Source organism: Streptomyces sp. NPDC050658 (assembly GCF_044457025.1).
Lineage (GTDB): Bacteria > Actinomycetota > Actinomycetes > Streptomycetales > Streptomycetaceae > Streptomyces.
This window is the reverse complement of record NZ_JBITGM010000002.1, coordinates 674,743-693,674: the sequence shown is the minus strand read 5'-3', so window position 1 is coordinate 693,674 and position 18,932 is coordinate 674,743. Positions and strand designations below refer to the sequence as shown.

At 72.0% G+C, this 18,932-nt stretch carries 15 protein-coding genes; 8 read left to right on the top strand and 7 right to left on the bottom strand.

All coding sequences use genetic code 11. The features are described from left to right. The 5 genes from ACIBKX_RS09950 to ACIBKX_RS09930 all read left to right on the top strand — a co-directional run bounded on the left by ACIBKX_RS09950 (nucleotide 1) and on the right by ACIBKX_RS09930 (nucleotide 5,777). Nucleotides 1-870: an amidohydrolase family protein gene (locus tag ACIBKX_RS09950; protein ID WP_363271465.1), complete on the top strand. Its 870-nt coding sequence runs from the start codon at nucleotides 1-3 to the stop codon at nucleotides 868-870. Between the two features lie 82 nt (nucleotides 871-952). Next, entirely contained in the window at nucleotides 953-2,503 is a 1,551-nt protein-coding gene (locus ACIBKX_RS09945) for a long-chain fatty acid--CoA ligase (protein ID WP_363271369.1), read from the top strand. Next, nucleotides 2,500-3,012 (top strand): MaoC family dehydratase, encoded by a 513-nt coding sequence (locus tag ACIBKX_RS09940; protein WP_363271368.1) that lies wholly within the window; start codon nucleotides 2,500-2,502, stop codon nucleotides 3,010-3,012. The genes ACIBKX_RS09945 and ACIBKX_RS09940 overlap by 4 nt, the downstream gene beginning before the upstream one ends. 15 nt (nucleotides 3,013-3,027) lie before the next feature. Next, the gene (locus tag ACIBKX_RS09935; protein ID WP_363271367.1) at nucleotides 3,028-4,356 is read left to right on the top strand and encodes an MFS transporter; all 1,329 of its coding nucleotides are present in this window, start codon (nucleotides 3,028-3,030) and stop codon (nucleotides 4,354-4,356) included. Then, nucleotides 4,356-5,777 (top strand): DUF6351 family protein, encoded by a 1,422-nt coding sequence (locus ACIBKX_RS09930; RefSeq protein ID WP_363271366.1) that lies wholly within the window; start codon nucleotides 4,356-4,358, stop codon nucleotides 5,775-5,777. Before ACIBKX_RS09935 ends, ACIBKX_RS09930 begins: the two co-directional genes overlap by 1 nt. On the opposite strand, the gene ACIBKX_RS09925 is transcribed toward ACIBKX_RS09930, so the two are convergent. Together ACIBKX_RS09925 and ACIBKX_RS09920 are read right to left on the bottom strand one after the other, a co-directional pair. Then, nucleotides 5,719-6,402 (bottom strand): TetR/AcrR family transcriptional regulator, encoded by a 684-nt coding sequence (locus ACIBKX_RS09925; protein ID WP_363271365.1) that lies wholly within the window; start codon nucleotides 6,400-6,402, stop codon nucleotides 5,719-5,721. The genes ACIBKX_RS09930 and ACIBKX_RS09925 overlap by 59 nt on opposite strands. Nucleotides 6,403-6,439: 37 nt before the next feature. Beyond that, the gene (locus ACIBKX_RS09920; RefSeq protein WP_363271364.1) at nucleotides 6,440-7,618 is read right to left on the bottom strand and encodes a serine hydrolase domain-containing protein; all 1,179 of its coding nucleotides are present in this window, start codon (nucleotides 7,616-7,618) and stop codon (nucleotides 6,440-6,442) included. 257 nt (nucleotides 7,619-7,875) lie between these two features. Between ACIBKX_RS09920 and ACIBKX_RS09915 the strand changes: the two genes are divergently transcribed. Continuing rightward, entirely contained in the window at nucleotides 7,876-9,933 is a 2,058-nt protein-coding gene (locus ACIBKX_RS09915; protein ID WP_363271363.1) for a phosphocholine-specific phospholipase C, read from the top strand. Nucleotides 9,934-9,967: 34 nt separating this feature from the next. Here ACIBKX_RS09915 and ACIBKX_RS09910 read toward each other — a convergent pair whose 3' ends face one another. Next, complete coding sequence (locus ACIBKX_RS09910; protein ID WP_363271362.1) at nucleotides 9,968-11,923, bottom strand: hypothetical protein; 1,956 nt, start codon at nucleotides 11,921-11,923, stop codon at nucleotides 9,968-9,970. A 142-nt stretch (nucleotides 11,924-12,065) separates the two neighbouring features. Between ACIBKX_RS09910 and ACIBKX_RS09905 the strand changes: the two genes are divergently transcribed. Continuing rightward, nucleotides 12,066-13,022: a phospholipid scramblase-related protein gene (locus ACIBKX_RS09905; protein WP_363271361.1), complete on the top strand. Its 957-nt coding sequence runs from the start codon at nucleotides 12,066-12,068 to the stop codon at nucleotides 13,020-13,022. Between the two features lie 17 nt (nucleotides 13,023-13,039). On the opposite strand, the gene ACIBKX_RS09900 is transcribed toward ACIBKX_RS09905, so the two are convergent. Together ACIBKX_RS09900 and ACIBKX_RS09895 are read right to left on the bottom strand one after the other, a co-directional pair. Further along, complete coding sequence (locus ACIBKX_RS09900; RefSeq protein ID WP_363271360.1) at nucleotides 13,040-13,945, bottom strand: DMT family transporter; 906 nt, start codon at nucleotides 13,943-13,945, stop codon at nucleotides 13,040-13,042. Next, nucleotides 13,942-14,775: a phosphatase PAP2 family protein gene (locus ACIBKX_RS09895; protein WP_363271359.1), complete on the bottom strand. Its 834-nt coding sequence runs from the start codon at nucleotides 14,773-14,775 to the stop codon at nucleotides 13,942-13,944. The genes ACIBKX_RS09900 and ACIBKX_RS09895 overlap by 4 nt, the downstream gene beginning before the upstream one ends. Nucleotides 14,776-14,980: 205 nt before the next feature. Here ACIBKX_RS09895 and ACIBKX_RS09890 point away from each other — a divergent pair, with 205 nt between their 5' ends. Beyond that, nucleotides 14,981-15,634: a TetR/AcrR family transcriptional regulator C-terminal ligand-binding domain-containing protein gene (locus ACIBKX_RS09890; RefSeq protein ID WP_363271358.1), complete on the top strand. Its 654-nt coding sequence runs from the start codon at nucleotides 14,981-14,983 to the stop codon at nucleotides 15,632-15,634. A gap of 154 nt (nucleotides 15,635-15,788) precedes the next feature. On the opposite strand, the gene ACIBKX_RS09885 is transcribed toward ACIBKX_RS09890, so the two are convergent. Together ACIBKX_RS09885 and ACIBKX_RS09880 are read right to left on the bottom strand one after the other, a co-directional pair. Beyond that, nucleotides 15,789-16,757 carry a DUF2510 domain-containing protein gene (locus tag ACIBKX_RS09885; RefSeq protein ID WP_363271357.1) on the bottom strand — a complete coding sequence of 323 codons (969 nt, stop codon included), beginning with the start codon at nucleotides 16,755-16,757 and terminating at the stop codon, nucleotides 15,789-15,791. Between the two features lie 57 nt (nucleotides 16,758-16,814). Continuing rightward, nucleotides 16,815-18,929, bottom strand: coding sequence for a tetratricopeptide repeat protein (locus tag ACIBKX_RS09880; RefSeq protein WP_363271356.1), 2,115 nt, complete (start codon nucleotides 18,927-18,929; stop codon nucleotides 16,815-16,817). Between the last annotated feature and the right edge of the window lie 3 nt (nucleotides 18,930-18,932).

The following is an 18,932-nucleotide window of genomic DNA, read 5'->3' as shown; positions in this document are numbered from 1 at the left end:
ATGGACGTGGACGACCTCGTCGCCATCGACGTCCACACGCACGCCGAGGTCTCCGCGAAGGGCGCCGCCTCCCTCGACGACGACCTGCACGACGCCTCGTCCGCGTACTTCAAGGTCGAGGGCAACCGGAAGCCCACGCTGCCCGAGATCGCCGCGTACTACCGCGAGCGGCGGATGGCCGCCGTCGTCTTCACCGTCGACGCCGAGTCCGCCACCGGCACCGAGCCCGTACCGAACGAGGAGGTCGCCGAGGCCGCCGCCGCCCACCCGGACGTGCTGATCCCGTTCGCCTCCATCGACCCGTTCCGCGGCCGGTCGGGGGTGCGGCAGGCACGCCGCCTCGTCGAGGAGTACGGCGTCCGGGGCTTCAAGTTCCACCCGAGCATCCAGGGCTTCTTCCCCAACGACCGTGCCCTGGCCTATCAGCTGTACGAGGTGATCGAGGAGACCGGCGCCATCGCCCTCTTCCACACCGGTCAGACCGGCATCGGCGCGGGCGTTCCCGGCGGGGGCGGCATCCGCCTGAAGTACTCGAACCCGCTGCACGTCGACGACGTCGCCGCCGACTTCCCGCACCTGAAGATCATCCTCGCGCATCCGTCCTTCCCCTGGCAGGACGAGGCCCTCGCCGTGGCCACGCACAAGCCCGGCGTGCACATCGACCTCTCCGGCTGGTCGCCCAAGTACTTCCCGCCGCAGCTCGTCCAGTACGCCAACACACTCCTTCAGGACAAGGTCCTCTTCGGCTCCGACTACCCGGTCCTCACCCCCGACCGCTGGCTAGCCGACTTCGCGAAGCTGCGGATCAAGGACGAGGTCCGGCCCAAGATCCTCAAGGCGAACGCGGCCCGGCTGCTCGGCCTCGGCTGACCGCACCTCGAGGCCTCCGCGCCTCCAGGCCCCCGCGTCTCGACGCCTCCATGCCTCCACGCCTCCCGAAGGGGCAGCACCCATGCGCAACGAGGGAATCGGCTCCTGGCCCGCCCGCCGGGCCCGCAAGACCCCGCACCGCACCGCGTTCCGGTACGAGGACGGCACCGTCTCGTACGCCGAACTGCACGCCCGCACCACTCGACTCGCCCGCGCCCTGCGGGAGTCCGGGGTGCGGCGCGGCGACCGGATCGCCTACCTCGGCCCCAACCACCCCGCCTTCCTGGAGACGTTCTTCGCGGCGGGCCTGCTCGGCGCGGTCTTCGTGCCGCTCAACACCCGCCTGGCCGTCCCCGAACTCGCCCACCAGCTCACCGACTCGGGCGCCGGAACCCTCGTCCACGCCCCGGTGCACGCCACGGCCGCCGAGGAACTGCACACCCTCGCGCCGACCATCCGTACGTACGTCGAAGTGGGCGCACCCTACGAGGAGTTGCTCGCCACGGCCGCCGCCACCACAGCCACGGACCCACTCGACGAACCCGTCACCGGCGACGACGTCAGCATCATCATGTACACCTCGGGGACCACCGGCCGCCCCAAGGGCGCCATGCTCACCCACGCCAACCTCACCTGGAACGCCGTCAACGTCCTCGTCGACGCCGATCTCACCTCCGACACCACCGCCCTCGTCACCGCCCCGCTCTTCCACACGGCGGGCCTCAACATGCTGGCGCTGCCCGTCCTCCTCAAGGGCGGCACCTGCGTCGTCGTCGAGTCCTTCGACCCGGACGAGACGCTCGACCTCGTCGAACTCCACGCCGTCAGCGCGATGTTCGGGGTACCCACGATGTACGAGCGGATGGCGCGCCGCCCGCGCTGGCGCACCGCCGACCTCTCCTCGCTGCGCATCCTGATGTGCGGCGGCGCCCCCGTCCCGGAGCCGCTCATCGCCGCGTACGCCGAACGTGGACTCGCCTTCCAGCAGGGCTACGGCATGACCGAGGCGTCGCCCGGTGTGCTCTTCCTCGACGCCGAACACGCCGTCAGCAAGGCCGGTTCGGCGGGCGTCCCGCACTTCTTCACCGACGTACGCGTGGTGCGCCCCGACCTCACGGACGCGGACACCGGCGAGGTGGGCGAGGTCCTGGTGCGCGGACCCCATGTCATGCCCGGCTATTGGGGGTTGCCGCAGGAGAGCGCGGACGCCTTCGCCGACGGCTGGCTGCGCACGGGCGACGCCGCGCGCCGGGACGCCGACGGGTACGTCACCGTCGCCGACCGCCTCAAGGACATGATCATCTCCGGTGGCGAGAACGTCTATCCGGCCGAGGTCGAGAGCGCCCTGCTCGCCCACCCCGACATCGTCGAGTGCGCCGTCATCGGCGTGCCCGACGAGAAGTGGGGCGAGGTGCCGCGCGCCGTCGTCGTGCTCCGCGAGGGCGCCGCACCCGATCCGGCCGAACTCCTCGCATCCCTCACGGGCCGGCTCGCCAAGTACAAGATCCCGAAATTCCTCGTCACCGCCGCCGAACTGCCGCGCACCGCCTCCGGAAAGCTCCTCAAGCCCGACCTGCGCCGCCGCTACGGCAGCACCGGCACCACCAACTCGCCCCAGGAGAACGCCATATGAGCGCCACCGGCAAGACCACCGCCACCACGGCCACCGTCACCAAGACCACTCCCACCACGACCACCGTCACCGGCATCGACGAGCTCAAGAAGCTCGCCGGAAACGACATCGGTGCCAGTGACTGGATCGAGATCACCCAGGAACGGATCGACACCTTCGCCGACGCCACCGGCGACCACCAGTGGATTCACACCGACCCCGAGCGCGCCGCAACGGGCCCCTTCGGTGCCCCCATAGCCCACGGCTACCTCACCCTCTCCCTCTTCATCCCCCTGTTCACCGGACTGCTCGACGTCCAAGGCGTCACCACGAAGGTCAACTACGGCCTGGACAAGGTGCGTTTCCCCGCGCCGGTCCCCGTCGGCTCCCGCATCCGCCTCGTCGCCCGCCTCGACTCCGTCGACGACGTGAGCGGCGGTGTGCAGATCGCCGTGGACGGCACCGTCGAGATCGAGGGCGGCGCGAAGCCCGCCTGTGTCCTGCGCAGCCTGTCCCGCTTCTACGTCTGACGGCGAGGGCTCACCATGCCAGAGGCCCAACCAGCGCACGGCACAAGCCAGTTGCGCAGAGTCGCACTCTCCGGACTGCTCGGCACCGCCGTGGAGTTCTACGACTTCCTGGTGTACGGGACCGTCGCGGCGCTTGTCTTCGGGGACCTGTTCTTCCCCGAGGCCGAGTCGTCCGTCGGCACCATCGCGGCGTTCGGCACCTTCGCCGCCGGATACGTCGCAAGGCCGCTCGGCGGCATCGTCTTCGGGCACTTCGGCGACCGGCTGGGCCGCAAGTCGATGATGCTCCTGACCATGGTCCTGATGGGCGCCGGCAGCTTCCTCATCGGCTGCCTCCCGACGTACGACACGATCGGCGTCTGGGCGCCCGTGCTCCTGGTCCTGCTGCGCGTCGTCCAGGGCATCGCCATCGGCGGCGAATGGGGCGGCGCCACCCTGATGGTCGCCGAGCACGCGGGGGAGCGGCCGCGCGGACTGTGGACCAGCTTCACGCAGCTGGGCGCGCCGCTGGGGACGGTCCTCTCCACGGCTGTCGTCACCCTTGTCAGCACCCTGCCCGACGACGAGTTCCGGGCCTGGGGCTGGCGGGTGCCGTTCCTGCTCAGCCTGGTGCTGCTCGCCGCCGGGCTCTACATCCGGCTGAGGGTCGAGGAGAGCCCGCTGTTCACCGCCGCCCGCAAGGAGCAACCCACCGCACGCCTCCCGCTCCTCGACGTGCTGCGCAAACCGCGCTCCGTGCTGCTCGCGGCCTGTGTCGGCATCGGCCCGTTCACCGCGCAGTCCCTGATGACCAGCTTCATGATCTCGTACGCCGTCGACTCCGGGTACGCCCGCTCGCAGGTCCTCACCGGAGTGACCGTGGCCTCCTGCACGGCCCTGGTCGTGATGCCGCTGGCCAGCATCCTGTCCGACCGGTTCGGGCGCCGCCCCGTGGTGCTCACGGGCGCGCTGCTCTCGGCGGCCACGGCCTTCCCGGTCTTCGCCCTGGCCGACTCCGGCAGGCCCGGACTGCTGATCCTGGCCTGCGTCATCGGCCACGGCATCGCCCAGTCCACGATGTACGGACCGCTCGGCGCGCTGCTCACCGAGATGTTCGGCACCCGCGTGCGCTACACGGGCGCCTCCCTCGGCTACCAGACCGCGACCCTCCTCGGCGCCGGATTCTCCCCGCTGATCGCGAGCAGCCTGCTCGCCTCGTACGACAGCAGCTCGGCCGTCGCGCTCCTGCTCACCGCCGGTGCCGCCGTCACGGCACTCACGGTGTGGCGGATGCGGGAGACGAGCGGCGCGACGCTCGCCTCGCGGCCCGCCGAACCCCGTACCACGGAAGGAGCCCACTCCTGATGCGTCCACCAACCAGCCCTGCCCGTACGCCGATGAGGGCCGTCACCGGTGTACTCGCCCTCCTCCTCGTGGCCACCGCCACCCCGTCGACCGCGCTGCCCCGCACGCCGTCCGGCCACGTCGAGGGCAAGCTGCCCTCCGGCGCCGCCTACGTCATCGACACCCCCGACCGCTGGAACGGCACGGTGCTCCTGTTCAGCCACGGATACCGCCCCGCCGGATCGCCGAACCCGGCCGTCAACGCCCCGGACGACGAGGTCAGGAAGAAGCTCCTGAAGGAGGGTTACGCCCTCGTCGGCTCCTCGTACGCGACCACCGGCTGGGCCGTCGAGCAGGCCGTGCCCGATCAGCTCGCCGCGCTCGCCGCGCTCGCCGCGCTCGACGTCTTCACGGCGCGGGCCGGGCAGGCCCGGCACACCCTCGCCTGGGGTGAGTCGTACGGAGGTCTTGTCACCACCGCGATCGCCGAGCGGCACCCGGAACGCATCGACGGCTCCCTGTCGATGTGCGGACTTCTCCAGGGCGGCGTCGCCAACTGGAACTCCACGCTCGACCCCGTCTTCGCCCTGCGCACGCTGCTCGCCCCGGACTCCGGGATCCAACTGACCCGATTTGGGGGCCAGTCCGAGGCGAAGACTGCCGCCGACCGACTCGGCGGCGTACTCGAAGCCGCCCAGTCCACCCCCACGGGCCGCGCCCGCATCGCGCTCGCCGCGGCCCTGCACGCCGTCCCCGGCTGGAACGATCCGAAGCAGCCGCGCCCCGCGCCCGACGACTACCCCGCCCAACAGGCCAACCAGTATGCGGCGTTGACCGGGCTGGTCAAGGCGCCCGCTTTCCTCTGGCGGCAGGAGGCCGAACAGCGCGCGGGCGGCAGCATGTCCTGGAACATCGGCGTCGACTACACGGCCATGCTCGCGCGCTCCTCCCAGTACAAGGAGGTCAAGGCCCTCTACAAGGCCGCGGGCCGCTCCCTGGGCGCCGACCTCAACGCCCTCGCCGCCGCGCCCCGCATCGAGGCCGACCCGTCCGCCGTCCGCTACATGACACGGAACATCGCCTTCACCGGCCGGCTCACCAAGCCCCAGCTCACCCTCCACACCACGGGCGACGCCCTCATCCCGGTGCGTGCCGAGAGCGCCTACCGGGACAGGGTCAAGGCTGCGGGCCGGGCGCCGCTGCTGCGTCAGGCGTACGTCGACAACGCGGGGCACTGCACCTTCAGCCCGGCCGAGCAGCTCGCCGCCGTGCACACCACGGAGCGCCGCGTCACGACGGGCCACTGGGGCGACACCTCACCGGCCGCGCTCAACGCCGAGGCGCGGCACGCCGATCCGACGACGGCCGCGCGCTACGAACGCTTCAGGCCGGGCCCGTACCCCCGCACGTCCCGTCCTCCAGCCCACGGCCGTCCACGGTGAGCGCCCGGGCAAGCCGCTCCAGATAAGCGCGGTACAAGCCCACGAAGTCGATGCCGCCCTCAGCGATCGCCCACTGCACCTGCAGCCCGTCCGACACGGCGAGGATCTCGCGGGCCACGCCCTCCGCATCGGCGTCGGCCACCAACTGCCCGGCCTCGAAGGAGCGTTGCAGCACGGCCGCCAGGGACCCCGCGACCCGTTCGTACCGCTCGGCGAAGTACGTGTGCGCGGGGTGCGCCGGATCGGAGGCCTCGGCGGAAAGGCGGGTGAACAGCTGGATGAGGCCCGGCTGGGTGAGGTTGTACTCCGCTAGGGCGAGCATCTCGCGGAAGAGCGCCCGCGCGTCGGCGCCGCCGGAGTCCGGGTGCAGCCGCCCGAACGTACGCACCGTGCGCTCGTCCCTGGCCTGCAGCACCGCCATCAGGAGGCGCTGCTTCGAGCCGAAGTGGTGGGTGATGACGGTCGCGGACGTGCCCGCCCCGGCGGCGACCTTCGCCAGCGAGGAGTTCAGATAGCCGGACTCGGCGAAGAGGGCCAGCGCGGCGTCGATGATGGCCGCACGGCGTGCGTCGGCGGCGGCGTACTGCCCGGTGGGACGGTGACGGGGGCGGGGGCTGTGCTCCATCGGGCGAGGTTAACCGCCCGCTGCCCTTGGCCGCCCGCTACCGCATCCCCTCGTACACCGCCCCCACCAGATGCACGCTCCGGAGGTCCTCCCCGGACGTCCCGGCGCCCATCCGGTTCATCACGTACGCGTACGCCACCCCGTTCTCCGGATCGGCGAACGCGTACGAACCGCCCATGCCCCCGTGGCCGAACGCCCGGGGATTGGGCCCGCACTGGCCGAACATGTTCAGCATGTAGCCGAGTCCCCACTCCCACCGCGCGCCCAGCGACGTCCCCGCGGCGAACACCAGGTCGGGTTCGTCGGGGTCGCCCTGGCGTGTCCGCAGCCGGTCAAGGGCCGCCTCGCCGACCAGCTCGCCCGCGCCCAGCGCCGCGTACACCGTCGCGAGTCCCCGCGCGGAGGCGTGCCCGTTGGCCGCCGGAATCTCGGCGCTGCGGTAGGCGGCGCTGTTCACGCCGCCGACCGGCAGATACTGCAGCGCCAGCGTGACGGCGGCCAGCGGATCGGCGTCGAGGGAGCGCACCGGAGGGGGCGGCGGCGCGTACAGGCTGCTCGGCGGCCCCGGCGTGGGCAGCGGCCGCGCCATGTCCGCGCAGCGCGCGTGCTCGCTCTCCGGAGTGCCGACGTACACATCCGCGCCGAGCCGCCGCGTCACCTCCGTGCGCAGGAAGGTGCCGAGCGAGACCCCGGTGATCCGGCGCACCACCTCGCCCACCAGATAGCCGTAGCTCACGGCGTGATACCCCTGCGCCGTGCCCGGCTTCCACCAGGGACGCGTCGCGGCGAGCGCCGCGCACACCTTGTCCCAGTCGTACAGATCGTCCGACGTCATCGGTTCGCTCGGCGCGATCACCCCGGAGCGGTGGCAGAGCAGCCAGCGCACCGGAATGTCCGCCTTGCCCTCCTGTGCGAACTCCGGCCAGTAGCGGGCCACCGGCGCGTCCAGGTCAAGCTCGCCCCGGTCGGCCAGGATGTGCGCGCACAGCGCGGTCATCCCCTTGGTCGTCGAGTAGACGTTCACCAGCGAATCGCGCTCCCACGCGCGCGTGCCCGTCCTGTCCGCGTCGCCGCCCCACAGGTCGACGACGAACTCCCCGCCGACCGTCACCGCGACGGCCGCCCCGAGTTCGCCGCGCTCGGCGAAGTTCCGCTCGAACTCCTCGCGTACGCCCTCGAATCCGGGGGCGCAGGTGCCATGGACGCGCACGGTCATGACTCTCCTCGCTCGCTGTGTCCGCCGATCGCGGGCGGTGTCCGCCGACCCGCCGCATCCTCCCGCATGGTTGCCCCCGGCATCCAGTGTCAGGACGGGACCGGCACGACCGACCGCCCGGACCGGCATTTGTGTCCCACGCACCAGAGGTTGGACTTCTCTTCACATCCAGGTCACGGGCCCTTCCCCCGCGCTTGCTCCCCTTGACACACTTCACCCGCCCGCGTCCCCCACACCCCACGAGGTCGAATCAACCCATGCCTGAAATCAATCGGCGCCGCTTCATGCAACTGGCCGGTGGCACCGCGGCCTTCGGTTCGCTCTCGCAGAGCATCGCCCGCGCCGCGTCCCTGCCCGCCCGGCGCCGCTCCGGCTCCATCGAGGACGTCGAGCACATCGTCGTCCTGATGCAGGAGAATCGGTCCTTCGACCACTACTTCGGCGCCATGAAGGGCGTACGCGGCTTCGGCGACCCGCGCCCCGTGACGCTGCCCAGCGGGAAACCGGTGTGGAACCAGTCCGGCGGCGGCAAAGAGGTGCTGCCCTTCCACCCGGACGCCGAGGACCTCGGCATGCAGTTCATCGCCGGCCTCGACCACGACTGGGCCGGCGGCCACAGCGCGTTCGGCAACGGCACGTACGACAACTGGATCGCCGCCAAGTCCGAGCGCACGATGGCGTATCTGACCCGCGAGGACATCCCGTTCCACTACGCGCTCGCCGACGCGTTCACCATCTGCGACGGCTACCACTGCTCGTTCATCGGGGCCACGGACCCCAACCGCTACTACATGCTGTCGGGCCACGTCGGCAATGACGGCAAGGGCGGCGGCCCGGTCCTCGGCAACCAGGAACTGGGCTACGACTGGACGACGTACGCCGAGCGCCTGGAGCAGGCCGGGGTCTCCTGGAAGGTCTACCAGGACATCGGCGACGGCCTGGACGCCGCGGGCAAGTGGGGCTGGATCGACGACGCCTACCGCGGCAACTACGGCGACAACTCGCTGCTCTACTTCAACAAGTACCGCAACGCCAAGCCCGGCGACCCGCTCTACGACAAGGCCCGCACCGGAACCAACGTCAAGGCGGGCGACGGCTACTTCGACGTCCTCAAGGCGGACGTGCAGGCCGACAGGCTGCCGAAGATCTCCTGGATCGCCGCCCCCGAGGCGTTCTCCGAGCACCCCAACTGGCCGGTGAACTACGGCGCCTGGTACATCGCGCAGGTCCTGGACGCGCTCACCTCCAACCCCGAGGTGTGGGGCAAGACGGCCCTGTTCATCACGTACGACGAGAACGACGGCTACTTCGACCACATCGTCCCGCCGTACGTCCCCAAGGGCGCCGACCAGGGCAAGTCGACGGTCGACACGGCGCTCGACTACTTCCCCGGCAACGCGCAGTACGCCGCCGGACACTACGGCCTCGGCCAGCGCGTCCCGATGCTCGTCGTCTCCCCGTGGAGCACCGGCGGCTATGTGAACTCGCAGGTGTTCGACCACACCTCGATCCTCCGCTTCATGGAGAAGCGCTTCGGCGTCCAGGAGCCGAACATCTCGCCGTGGCGCCGCGCCGTCTGCGGCGACCTGACCTCGGCCTTCGACTTCGCGGGCAAGGACACCGACCCCGCCGAACTGCCCGCCACCGGCGCCTACGAGCCGCCGGACCACGAGCGCCACCCCGACTACGTGCCCAAGGCGCCCGCGAAGGGGACCCTGCCCAAGCAGGAGTCCGGCTCCCGGCCCGCCCGCGCGCTGCCGTACGCCCCGCTGGTGGATGGCGCGGGCACGCCCGCCGACGGGAAGTTCACGCTGACCTTCGGCGGGGGAGACGCGGCGGGCGCCTGCTTCCACGTCCGCTCGGGCAACCGCACGGACGGCCCCTGGACGTACACGACGGAGGCCGGCAAGACGATCTCCGACACCTGGAACACCGCGTACTCGAAGGGTGTGTACGACCTGTCGGTGTTCGGCCCGAACGGCTTCCTGCGCACCTTCCAGGGGCCCGGCAAGACCGCGGGCCCCGAGGTCACCGCCCGCCACGACAAGGCGACCGGCAACCTCAAGGTGACCCTGCGGAACGCGGGCGCAGCCGACGTGAACCTCACCCTCACCAACGCCTACGGCGGCGAGCCGCAGACGTTCAAGGTGAAGGCGGGCGGCACCGTCGAGCACACCGTCGACCTGCGGGCGGGCAAGCGCTGGTACGACGTCACGGTGAAGTCGGACGCGGACGCCACGTTCCTGCGCCGCCTCGCCGGGCACGTCGAGAACGGCGAGGCGGGCGTCAGCGACCCCGCGATCGCCTCCGCCTGACGGACGGGCTCACGACGGGGTCGCCGGCGGAGCGCTACAGCTCCGGCGGCGGCCCCCACGCCCCCAAGTCGGGCCGTCCCCACGGCAGTCCGGCACGCTCGCAGGCAAGCCGCAGCTCCTCGGGGTCGGGGACGTTCAGGGTCTCCTTGCGGATGACCTGGCCCGTCGGCGACCAGACGAGCAGCGCCTCGACGCCGTTGTCGTGGTCGTCGACACCGATGCCACCGATCGCCGGGCGGGGATGCTCCCACTCGGCCTTGCCGCGTCCGCCGTCGGCCGCCATCCGTACGCCGCTGCGGCCGAGCACCAGCGCGGGCCGCCGCCGGTCGTAGACCCAGCCGCCGAGCGCGCCGACCGCCGCACCGGCGGGGACGCCCCAGGCCGCCCAGCTGAGGCCGCTGTCGAAGAGGTAGCGGAGCTTGAAGGCGAGGACGCCCATGACGACGACGCCCGCGACGACTCCGGTGATGTAGTACCACTTGCGGGTGCCGCCGGGCATGCCGACGGTCACGTCCACGGCTGCTTGCGGGGGAACGGACTGCGGCCGCACCGGCGCCGTCGGTGCCGAAAGCCCCGCGAACGCCGCCGACTCGTACGCGTCCCGCTCCGGATCGCTCACCGGATACCCCAACGCCCGTGCCTGGTCCCGCAGTTCGCTCCGGGAGACCCGCAGCGCGCCGAGCGGCGCGTGCAGCAGCTCCTCGCCGCCGGAGCCGCGCAGGCGCAGCCACGGGTGGCCGGAGCGGGTGTGCAGCTCCAGGCCGCCGATCTCCGCGCGCGGGATGCGGATCGCGCCCTGCTCGCCCTCCCAGCCGACGTGGTCGACGCCGAGCGCGAACCGCGCCTCGGGCAGCACCTGGTGGGGCAGGAAGCCCGGGTTCACGTCGTAGGCGCTGCTGTGCGGCTGGTCCACGACGACCCGGTAGCCGCGCGAGCGCAGCACGGCGAGCAGCTCGTCCGGCGGGATGTCACCGGAGTAGGCGGTGCCGACCAGCGCCAGGTCGTGGCCGTAGAACTGCGTGATCAGCGAGACGCTGACCTTGCCGTCGCCCAGGTCGCGGGTCAGCTCGGTGGGCACGATCCCGGCGATCGAGGTCGCGGGCAGCTCGGTCGTGCCGAACCACGGGTCGCGGACGGTGATGCCCTGCGGGCTCACCGTCCAGTGCGCTGGCGGGGTGCGGAGCACGTTGTGGAGGGAGCCCGCGGCCCACACCAGGACGGCCATGGCGAGCGCGCTGATCAGCGCCACCCGCCCCTCGACGGCGTCGTCCGACGGCATGGCGGCGACACCGAGCCCGACGAGCCCCACGATGCAGAACGCGATCCGCCGCCCCAGCTTGCGCGTGCGCACGTCGGGTTCGGGGCGGCTCAGCTCGATCGGCCCGGTCGCCTGCGCGGGCAGCGGGCCCTCCGCCGCGGCCGAGAGCAGTGCGGCCTCGCGCCGGGCGAAGCCCGCCTCACGGGCGGCCGCGTTGCCCTCCGGCTCACCGGGGCCGTCGAAGAGCTGGAGCGGGGCGCCGAGCCGCCGGGTGGTGACCCAGAAGGGGAACATCGCGATCGTCATGTCCTCCAGGCCCATCGCGCAGAGGTTGCCGACCTTGGTCGAGCCGTAGTCGGTGGGCGCGCGCACCTCCAGGGCCATCGCGCTCAGGAGCAGCGGGCGTTCCCGCGAGAAGGAGTACGTCGCCGTGGCCTTCCCCGAACGCAGCCGCTCCAGCCCCACGCCGCTCAACCGCCAGACGGTGTCCGCCCGCAGCTGCGGCCGGAGCGCACCGATGAGCCAGCCGAGCAGGGCCGCGGCGAGCGGGATCAGCGTACGGACGAGAGTGTCGTCGGCCAGCAGGTACGCGAGGACTCCGGCGGCGAGCGCGGTCAGCGGAGGCATCCACCAGGGGGCGAAGACGTTCCGCGGCCGATTGGACTCGATGAACGGTCCCGTGACCTGTGCCGCCGCGTCCCGTCGCGCCGTCGAAGCGCGTGCTGATCCCATGTCATGCCTCCCCGTGAGTGGACCGAGCCTCCCGTCGTAGTCGGGAGCACGTCAAATCCCGTGCGGCGACTAGATGAGGCCGACGTCACAGGACCCGCGAAGGGCTGGCGGACCGCCCCGTCCATCGGGGTACTGTGCCCCGGTGACAACGCATTCGAACACTCCTGCAGGCTGGTATCCGGACCCCCAGGGCGCACCCCAGCTGTTGCGCTGGTGGGACGGCTCCCAGTGGACTCAGCACACCAGCGCGGACCAGCAGGGCGGCGGCCAGCAGCCGCAGGCCCAGCAGGCCCAGCAGGTCCCGCAGCAGGCGCAGCCGGCTCAGCCGCAGCCGGCGCAGGGCCAGTTCGGCCAGCAGCAAGGACAGTTCGGGCAGCAGCAGGCGCAGCCGCAGGGTCAGTACGGCCATCCGCAGCAGGGCGTGCCGCAGGCCGACCCGGCCAAGGTGCAGCGTCAGGTGCAGCAGCAGGCGGGCGTCGCGCCCAGCGCGCAGGGCGGTGGCACGCTGTTCACCGAGCCGGTCCTGGTGGTGAACCAGAAGGCGAAGCTCATCGAGCTGACGAACGAGTACAGCGTGATGGACCAGTCGGGCAACGCGCTCGGCTCGGTGGTCCAGGTGGGCCAGAGCACGCTGAAGAAGGTCGCGCGCTTCGTCGCCAGCGTCGACCAGTTCATGACGCACAAGCTGGAGATCCGCGACGCGTACGGCCAGCCGGTGCTCCAGCTGACCCGGCCCCGCAAGTTCATGAAGTCGCGGGTGATCGTCGAGCGCGCGGACGGCCAGCCGATCGGCGAGATCGTCCAGCAGAACGTGATCGGGAAGATCAACTTCGCGATCGAGGTGAACGGCCAGAAGGCCGGTGCGATCAAGGCCGAGAACTGGCGCGCCTGGAACTTCTCGATCGTCGACCACGCGGACAACGAGGTCGCCCGGATCACGAAGACCTGGGAAGGCCTCGCCAAGACGATGTTCACGACGGCGGACAACTACGTCCTGCAGATCCACTACCAGCTGCCCGAGCCGCTCCTGAGCCTGGTCGTGGCGACCGCGCTGACGGTCGACACGGCGCTGAAGCAGGACTCGCGCGGCCTCGGATAACGGGATCCGGCGTACTGCTAGAGCTTCACCGCGGAGGGCTCCGCCTGGGCCGGGATGGACGGGAGGAAGTCCTCCGTCGGCGTTTCCGGGGTGGCCTCGGAGTGCGGTGAGCGGGTCAGGACCACCACGCCGTACGCCGCGAGCCCCGCGCCGGCCGCCGCGAGGAGCAGTCCTGCCACCCCGCCCTGCAGCCGCTCCCCGAGCAGGGTCACGCCGATGAGCGCGGCCGCGATCGGATTGGCGAGGGTTACCACCGCGAGCGGAGCGCCCAGGCCTCCCCGGTACGCGGTCTGGGAGAGGAAGAGGCCGCCCACGGCGAACGCGGCGACGAGCAGCGCCACGACGATCACCTGCGGGCTGAGCAGCGGGCCCGAGCGGTCCGTCACGGCGACCGTCACCGTCTGGGTGAGCGCCGACGCGACACCGGACGCGAACCCGGAAGCGGTCGCGTGCCGCAGCCCCGGCCGGGTGCCCGGCCGGGAGAGCACCCCGATGACCGCCATGGTGATGCCCGCGACGGCCAGCGCCTCCGGCAGCTTCAGCGTGTCGTCGGGCGCGGGCCCGGACGCGGTCAGGAGCAGCGCGCCGAGCCCGATGAGCGTGAGCCCCGTGCCGCGCCACTCCAGGCGGGTGACCTGCCGCCCCGCGAGCCGCGCGCCCAGCGGCACCGCGGCGACCAGCGTGAGCGCGCCCAGCGGCTGCACCAGGGTGAGCGGCCCGTACTTCAGGGCCGCCACGTGCAGCAGCGCGGCGGACGCGTTGAGCCCGACCGAGGACCACCAGGCACCGCTGCCGAGCAGCCGGAGGCCGCCGTTTCCGGTGGCGGAGATCCTGGCGGCGAGCCGTTCCTGGGCGACGGCGGCGGTGGCGTACGCGGCGGCGGAGACGAGGGAGAGCGCGACGGCGAGCAGCGTGGCGTTCACCGGCCGGCTCCTGAGGCGGCCGGCTCGCGCGCGGGGGCGTGCCCGCGGACGACGAGGGAACGTCCCGGCGGGGGCAGCCTGAGCACGGCGAGCGCGATGCCGAGCAGCGCGGTCACCACGATCGCGTCGAGCCAGTAGTGGTTGGCGGTGCCGACGACCACGAGCAGCGTGATCAGCGGATGCAGCAGCCACAGCCACCGCCACCGCGAGGTGGTCGCGACGATCAGGCCGACGGCGACCATCAGCGCCCACCCGAAGTGCAGCGAGGGCATCGCCGCGAACTGGTTGGCCATCGAGTCCGTCTGCGGAGCCGCGCCGTACACCGTCGGCCCGTACACCTGACCCGTGTCCACGAGCCCCGCCGCGTCCAGCATCCGGGGCGGCGCGAGCGGGAACGTGAGGTGCAGCACGAGCGCCGCCGCGGTCAGCGCGGCGAGCACCCTGCGGGCCCAGACGTAGTGCCGGGGCCGCCGCAGATAGAGCCAGACCAGGAACAGCGCGGTGGCCGGGAAGTGCACGGTCGCGTAGTAGGTGTTCGCCATGTGCACCAGCGAGTCGCTGCCGAGCAGCCAGCCCTGGACCGTGCCCTCGCCCGGCAGGTGCAGGGACCGTTCGGCGTCCCACACGTGATGGGCGTTGCGGAAGGCCTCGCCGGTGTGGCCGTTGGCCAGCTGCCTGCCGAATTTGTAGACGAGGAAGAGTCCTGCGACGAGGAGGAGCTCGCGGACGAGGGGCGGTCGGGCAGATGTGTCGGGTTTCCCGACGGCTATGTCTGACTCCCGGACGGATATGTCCGGTTCCCTTTCGGCAGGCTCGGTTCGGGATTCCATCCCCCGGCCCCTTTACGTGACGACTGGGTGGTGCGGGTGGTGAGTGGAGGTTCGCCCCACTTGGTGAGCGGGGATCGCCCACTCATCGATACGCCAGTGTACCGATACGCGAGTGTACCGATACGCCACCGTACCGGTACACTGGCGTATCGATAGGGGCTGATTCGCCGGGACCGATGAAGCCGCCGCATCGAGGAGAAGAGTCATGACGTCGCGGGACCAGGCACCAGACGCAGCGACAGCAGCCCCCGTGGGGGCGGCGGATCCGGCGGGCTCGACGCGCCGCTCAAAGATCACACCCGAGCGTGAGCAGGAGTTCTACGACGCGGTCCTCGACCAGCTCCGCGAGTGCGGCTACGACGCCGTGACGATGGAGGGCGTGGCCGCGACCACCCGCTGCAGCAAGTCCACGCTCTACCGCCAGTGGAAGACCAAGCCCCAGTTCGTGGCGGCCGCGCTGCGCGCCAACCGCTGTGTGCGGTTCGCGGGCATCGACACCGGCTCGCTCGCGGGTGACCTGCGCGAGGCGGCCCTGGCGGCGGGGGAGTGGTCGAGCCAGGACTCGATGCTGGTGCAGGCGCTCAGCCACGCGGTCCTCCAGGACGCGGACCTGCAGAGCGCGCTGCGGGAGGCACTGGTCGAGCCCGAGACGAAGGCGCTGGAGGAGATGGTCGGCCGGGGCGTGGCCCGCGGCGAGATCGCGGCGGACCATCCGGCGACGAAGTTCATCACGGCCCAGCTCATCGGGGTGGCGCGGGTGCGCCCCGTCCTGGAGGGCAAGCCGGCGGACAGGGAGTATCTGTCGCGCTTCGTGGAGGCGTGCGTACTGCCCGCCCTCGGGCTGACCGACCCCCACTGATCGTGGACCGGGGCCACCTGGATGACCGGCCCCGATCTGCCCGCGCCGCGCCGCACCGTGGGGACGGGGGTGGCGTGGCCCTCGCCGGGCGGGCCGGAATCATGCAGTGTTCCGGCCCGCCCGGCCAAGACTCCCCGGAGCGGCGCCCCGCGCGTCAGACCTCCTGGCCGTTGCCGCCGCCCTCGGCGGCCTTGATCCCCTTGGTGATCTCGTCCATCACGGACACCTTCGGCGCCTTGTCGTTGACGTCGATGCCGAAGCGCACGATGACGAGCCGGGACTTGTCGGCCGGCGACGGGAACGCGAGCGACTGGACGTATCCGTCGTCGCTCTTCTCCGTGACCGCCTTCCAGCGCACCAGATAGCCCTTCTGGCCCGCGACCGTGACGGCCTTGGACTCCAGCTCCTTGTGCGAGGTGATCTTGCCGTAGGTCTTGCCGCCGTAGGACTCCTTGGCGTTGTCGGCGATGTCCGCCTTCGCGGCCGCCTCGGCCGACTTCTCCTTGATCTTCAGCTCCGACGCGGGGATGGAGTAGGCGCCGCCGCGGGTGCAGGTCTTGGAGGTCTCGCCGGGGCACGGGTAGGGGTCCACCGTCACCGAGGCGCCACCGGTCCGGCCGCTCTGCCCGGTCCACTCGTCGGGGACGGGAAGACTGATGCCGCTGAGTACGTCGGTGGCGTACCCCTCCTCGGCCGGCGGGGCGCCGGGGGGCTCGGACGAGTCGGGGTTCTGCGGGTCCTGGGGGTTCTGCGGGTCCTGGGGCGTGCCGGGCCGTGAAGGGGCGGAGGACGAGGGCGACTTGGCCGCGCTGTCGCTGTCCCCGTCGTCATCGGCGGTCAGGAAGTACACACCGCCGCCGATGCCCGCGAGGACGACGAGGGCCACGCCGACGGCTATGCCGGTGCGCAGGCCGCGGCGCGGGGCCACGGGCTGCCCTGGATAGCCCGGGTGGTGCGGGTAGGCGGGCGGATGGGCGGGCGGCGCCCCGCCGAACCCGGTGGCGGCACCCACCGGTCGCACCTGGTCCGTCCACACGTTTCCGTCCCACCAACGCTCGGTGCGCGGACCGTCAACTGTCTGTCCGGGGTCGGGGTACCAGCCGGGAGGGGTTACCTGGGTCATGGGCGTCAGGGTATGAGCATTCGGTTAGAACGGGATGAGAGGGGGCGGGTACGGGAGCTATTGGGCGGCCCGGCTGCGGGAATTGGCCGCTTCCGTGGGGGCGTTGGCGCGGTCGTAGGCGTCGGCGGAGCGGAGCAGGGCGGTGCGGGCCGAATCGGGCTGGTCGGCGATCTCATGGGCGGCGGCGAGCTCGTGGTAGCCGAGGCCCGCCCCGTACCAGTCCCCGATGTCCATGCACATGGCCACCGCCTTCACATAGGCGTCGATGGCCTCCTCGACACGGCCCGCCGTGCGCAGCTCGCCGCCGAGGTTGTGCCAGGCCCTGCTCTCGCCGCCGAGGTCGCCGACCTGCTGGTACAGGTGCAGGGCGTTGGTGTGGGCCTCGACCGCGTCCGCGTTGCGTCCCGCCTTCCCGAGCGCGATGCCCAGGTTGTTCCACGAGGTGGCCTCGCCCCTGACCTGGCCCTCGCTGCGGAACAGGTCCCCGGCATGGGTGTGCGCCTCGATGGCCTCCTGCTGCCGGCCCGCACCGCCCAGCGCGTTGCCCAGATTGTCCCAGGCCGCGGCCGCGCCGCGGGGATCGTCGACGGCCTCGTACAGCTCGGCGGCGAGCTTGCCGGCGTCGACGGCCTCCTCGATCCGGCCCTGCTCGCGCAGGGCGATGCCCACGAGGTTCCACGCCCCGGCCAGGTCGGCGTCGTTCTCGGTGCGCTCGGCGGCCCGTTGCGCACACCAGCCGACGGTCATCATGTCCTCGAAGTGCCGCCGCCAGTCGAGATAGCCCCACAGGTTCAGGGCGAGGCTGATGGCTGTGGGCGCGTGCCGGTCGTGCCCGGCCCACTGCGCCGCGGCCACGAGATTCGCCCGCTCCGCGTCCAGCCAGTCCAGCGCCTGCGTACGCCCCTCGAACAGCCCGGGATCCGGGTCCCCCAGCATCCGCTGCAGATGGTCGTCGGCGACCACCGTCCAGTCCCGGTAGTAGTCGAGCAGCCGCGCACGGGCCGCCTCCGCCTCCTCGGTCGCCCACTTGTCGCCGGCGCCGAGCCGCGCCCCGTACGCCCGCACCAGGTCGTGCAACCGCCACCGCAGCTCGCCCGCCTGCTCCTGCACCGGCGTCACGAAATGCGCGGAGGCCAGCTCGTCCAGGAGCCAGAGCGCCTGCGCGGAGGACAGATCGGCCAGCGCCGCCGCCGCGTCCGTGCCCACCTCCGCGGTCGGCGCCAGCGAAAGCAGCCGCAGCAACCGGGCCTGCGGGCGCGGCAGCCGGTCGTACGACACGTCGAAGACCGGACGCAGCGCGAGTACGTCGGTGGGGTCGGCGGCGGCGCGGATGTCGGCGACCAGCGAGGCGATGCTGCGGTGGCGCCGCTTGCGCAGCATCGAGGCGGCGATCTGCAGGGCGAGCGGATGGTGGCCGCACACGGCGGCGAGTTCGGCCAGCGCCCCCGGCTCCCGCGCCGGGCGGTCGTCCCGGTCGTCGCTCAGCCGCAGCGCCAGGGCCAGCAGTTCGGCGGCGGCCTCGGCGGAGAGCGTGTCGAGGTCGATCAGCCGCGCCGGAAGGGCGGTCAGCCGGTCGCGCGAGGTGATCAGGACGCGGTGCTGCCCCGCTCCGACGCCCGGCAGCAGCGCGGTGATCTGCGTCGCGTCGGACGCGTTGTCCAGGAGGAGCAGCAGGGGCTGCCGCTCCTGGGCGAGCAGGGTCCGGTAGAGGGCGTACTGCGCGGCCGTCGTCTGCGGCAGCAGCGCGCCGCGGACCCCCAGCGCGTCGAGCAGCGCGAGGACCGCCTGGTCCGCGGTGACCGGATTGTCGTCGTACCCGCGCAGATCGACGAAGAGTGTGCCGCCGGGGAACCAGCCCTCGATGTCCGCGTGCTGGGCGGCGTACAGGGCGAGCGAGGTCTTGCCGATGCCGCCGAGTCCGGAGACGGCGCAGATGACGACGGGCAGCCCGGTGTCCGCGCCGGTCGGGTCGAGGACCGGCAGGAGCCGGGCCAGGTCGCCGTCCCGGCCGGTGAACCCGGCGGGCGGCGCGGGCAGCGAGGAGGTGGCGACCGGCACCGGACCGTGGTGGTAGTGGTGCTGGTGCAGGCCGCCCTCGACCTTGCCTATGACGCTGTCGTTGAAGGTGCCGCCGCCGAAGTCGGGGTGGTCGCCGCCGTATGTCGTGGTCACCCC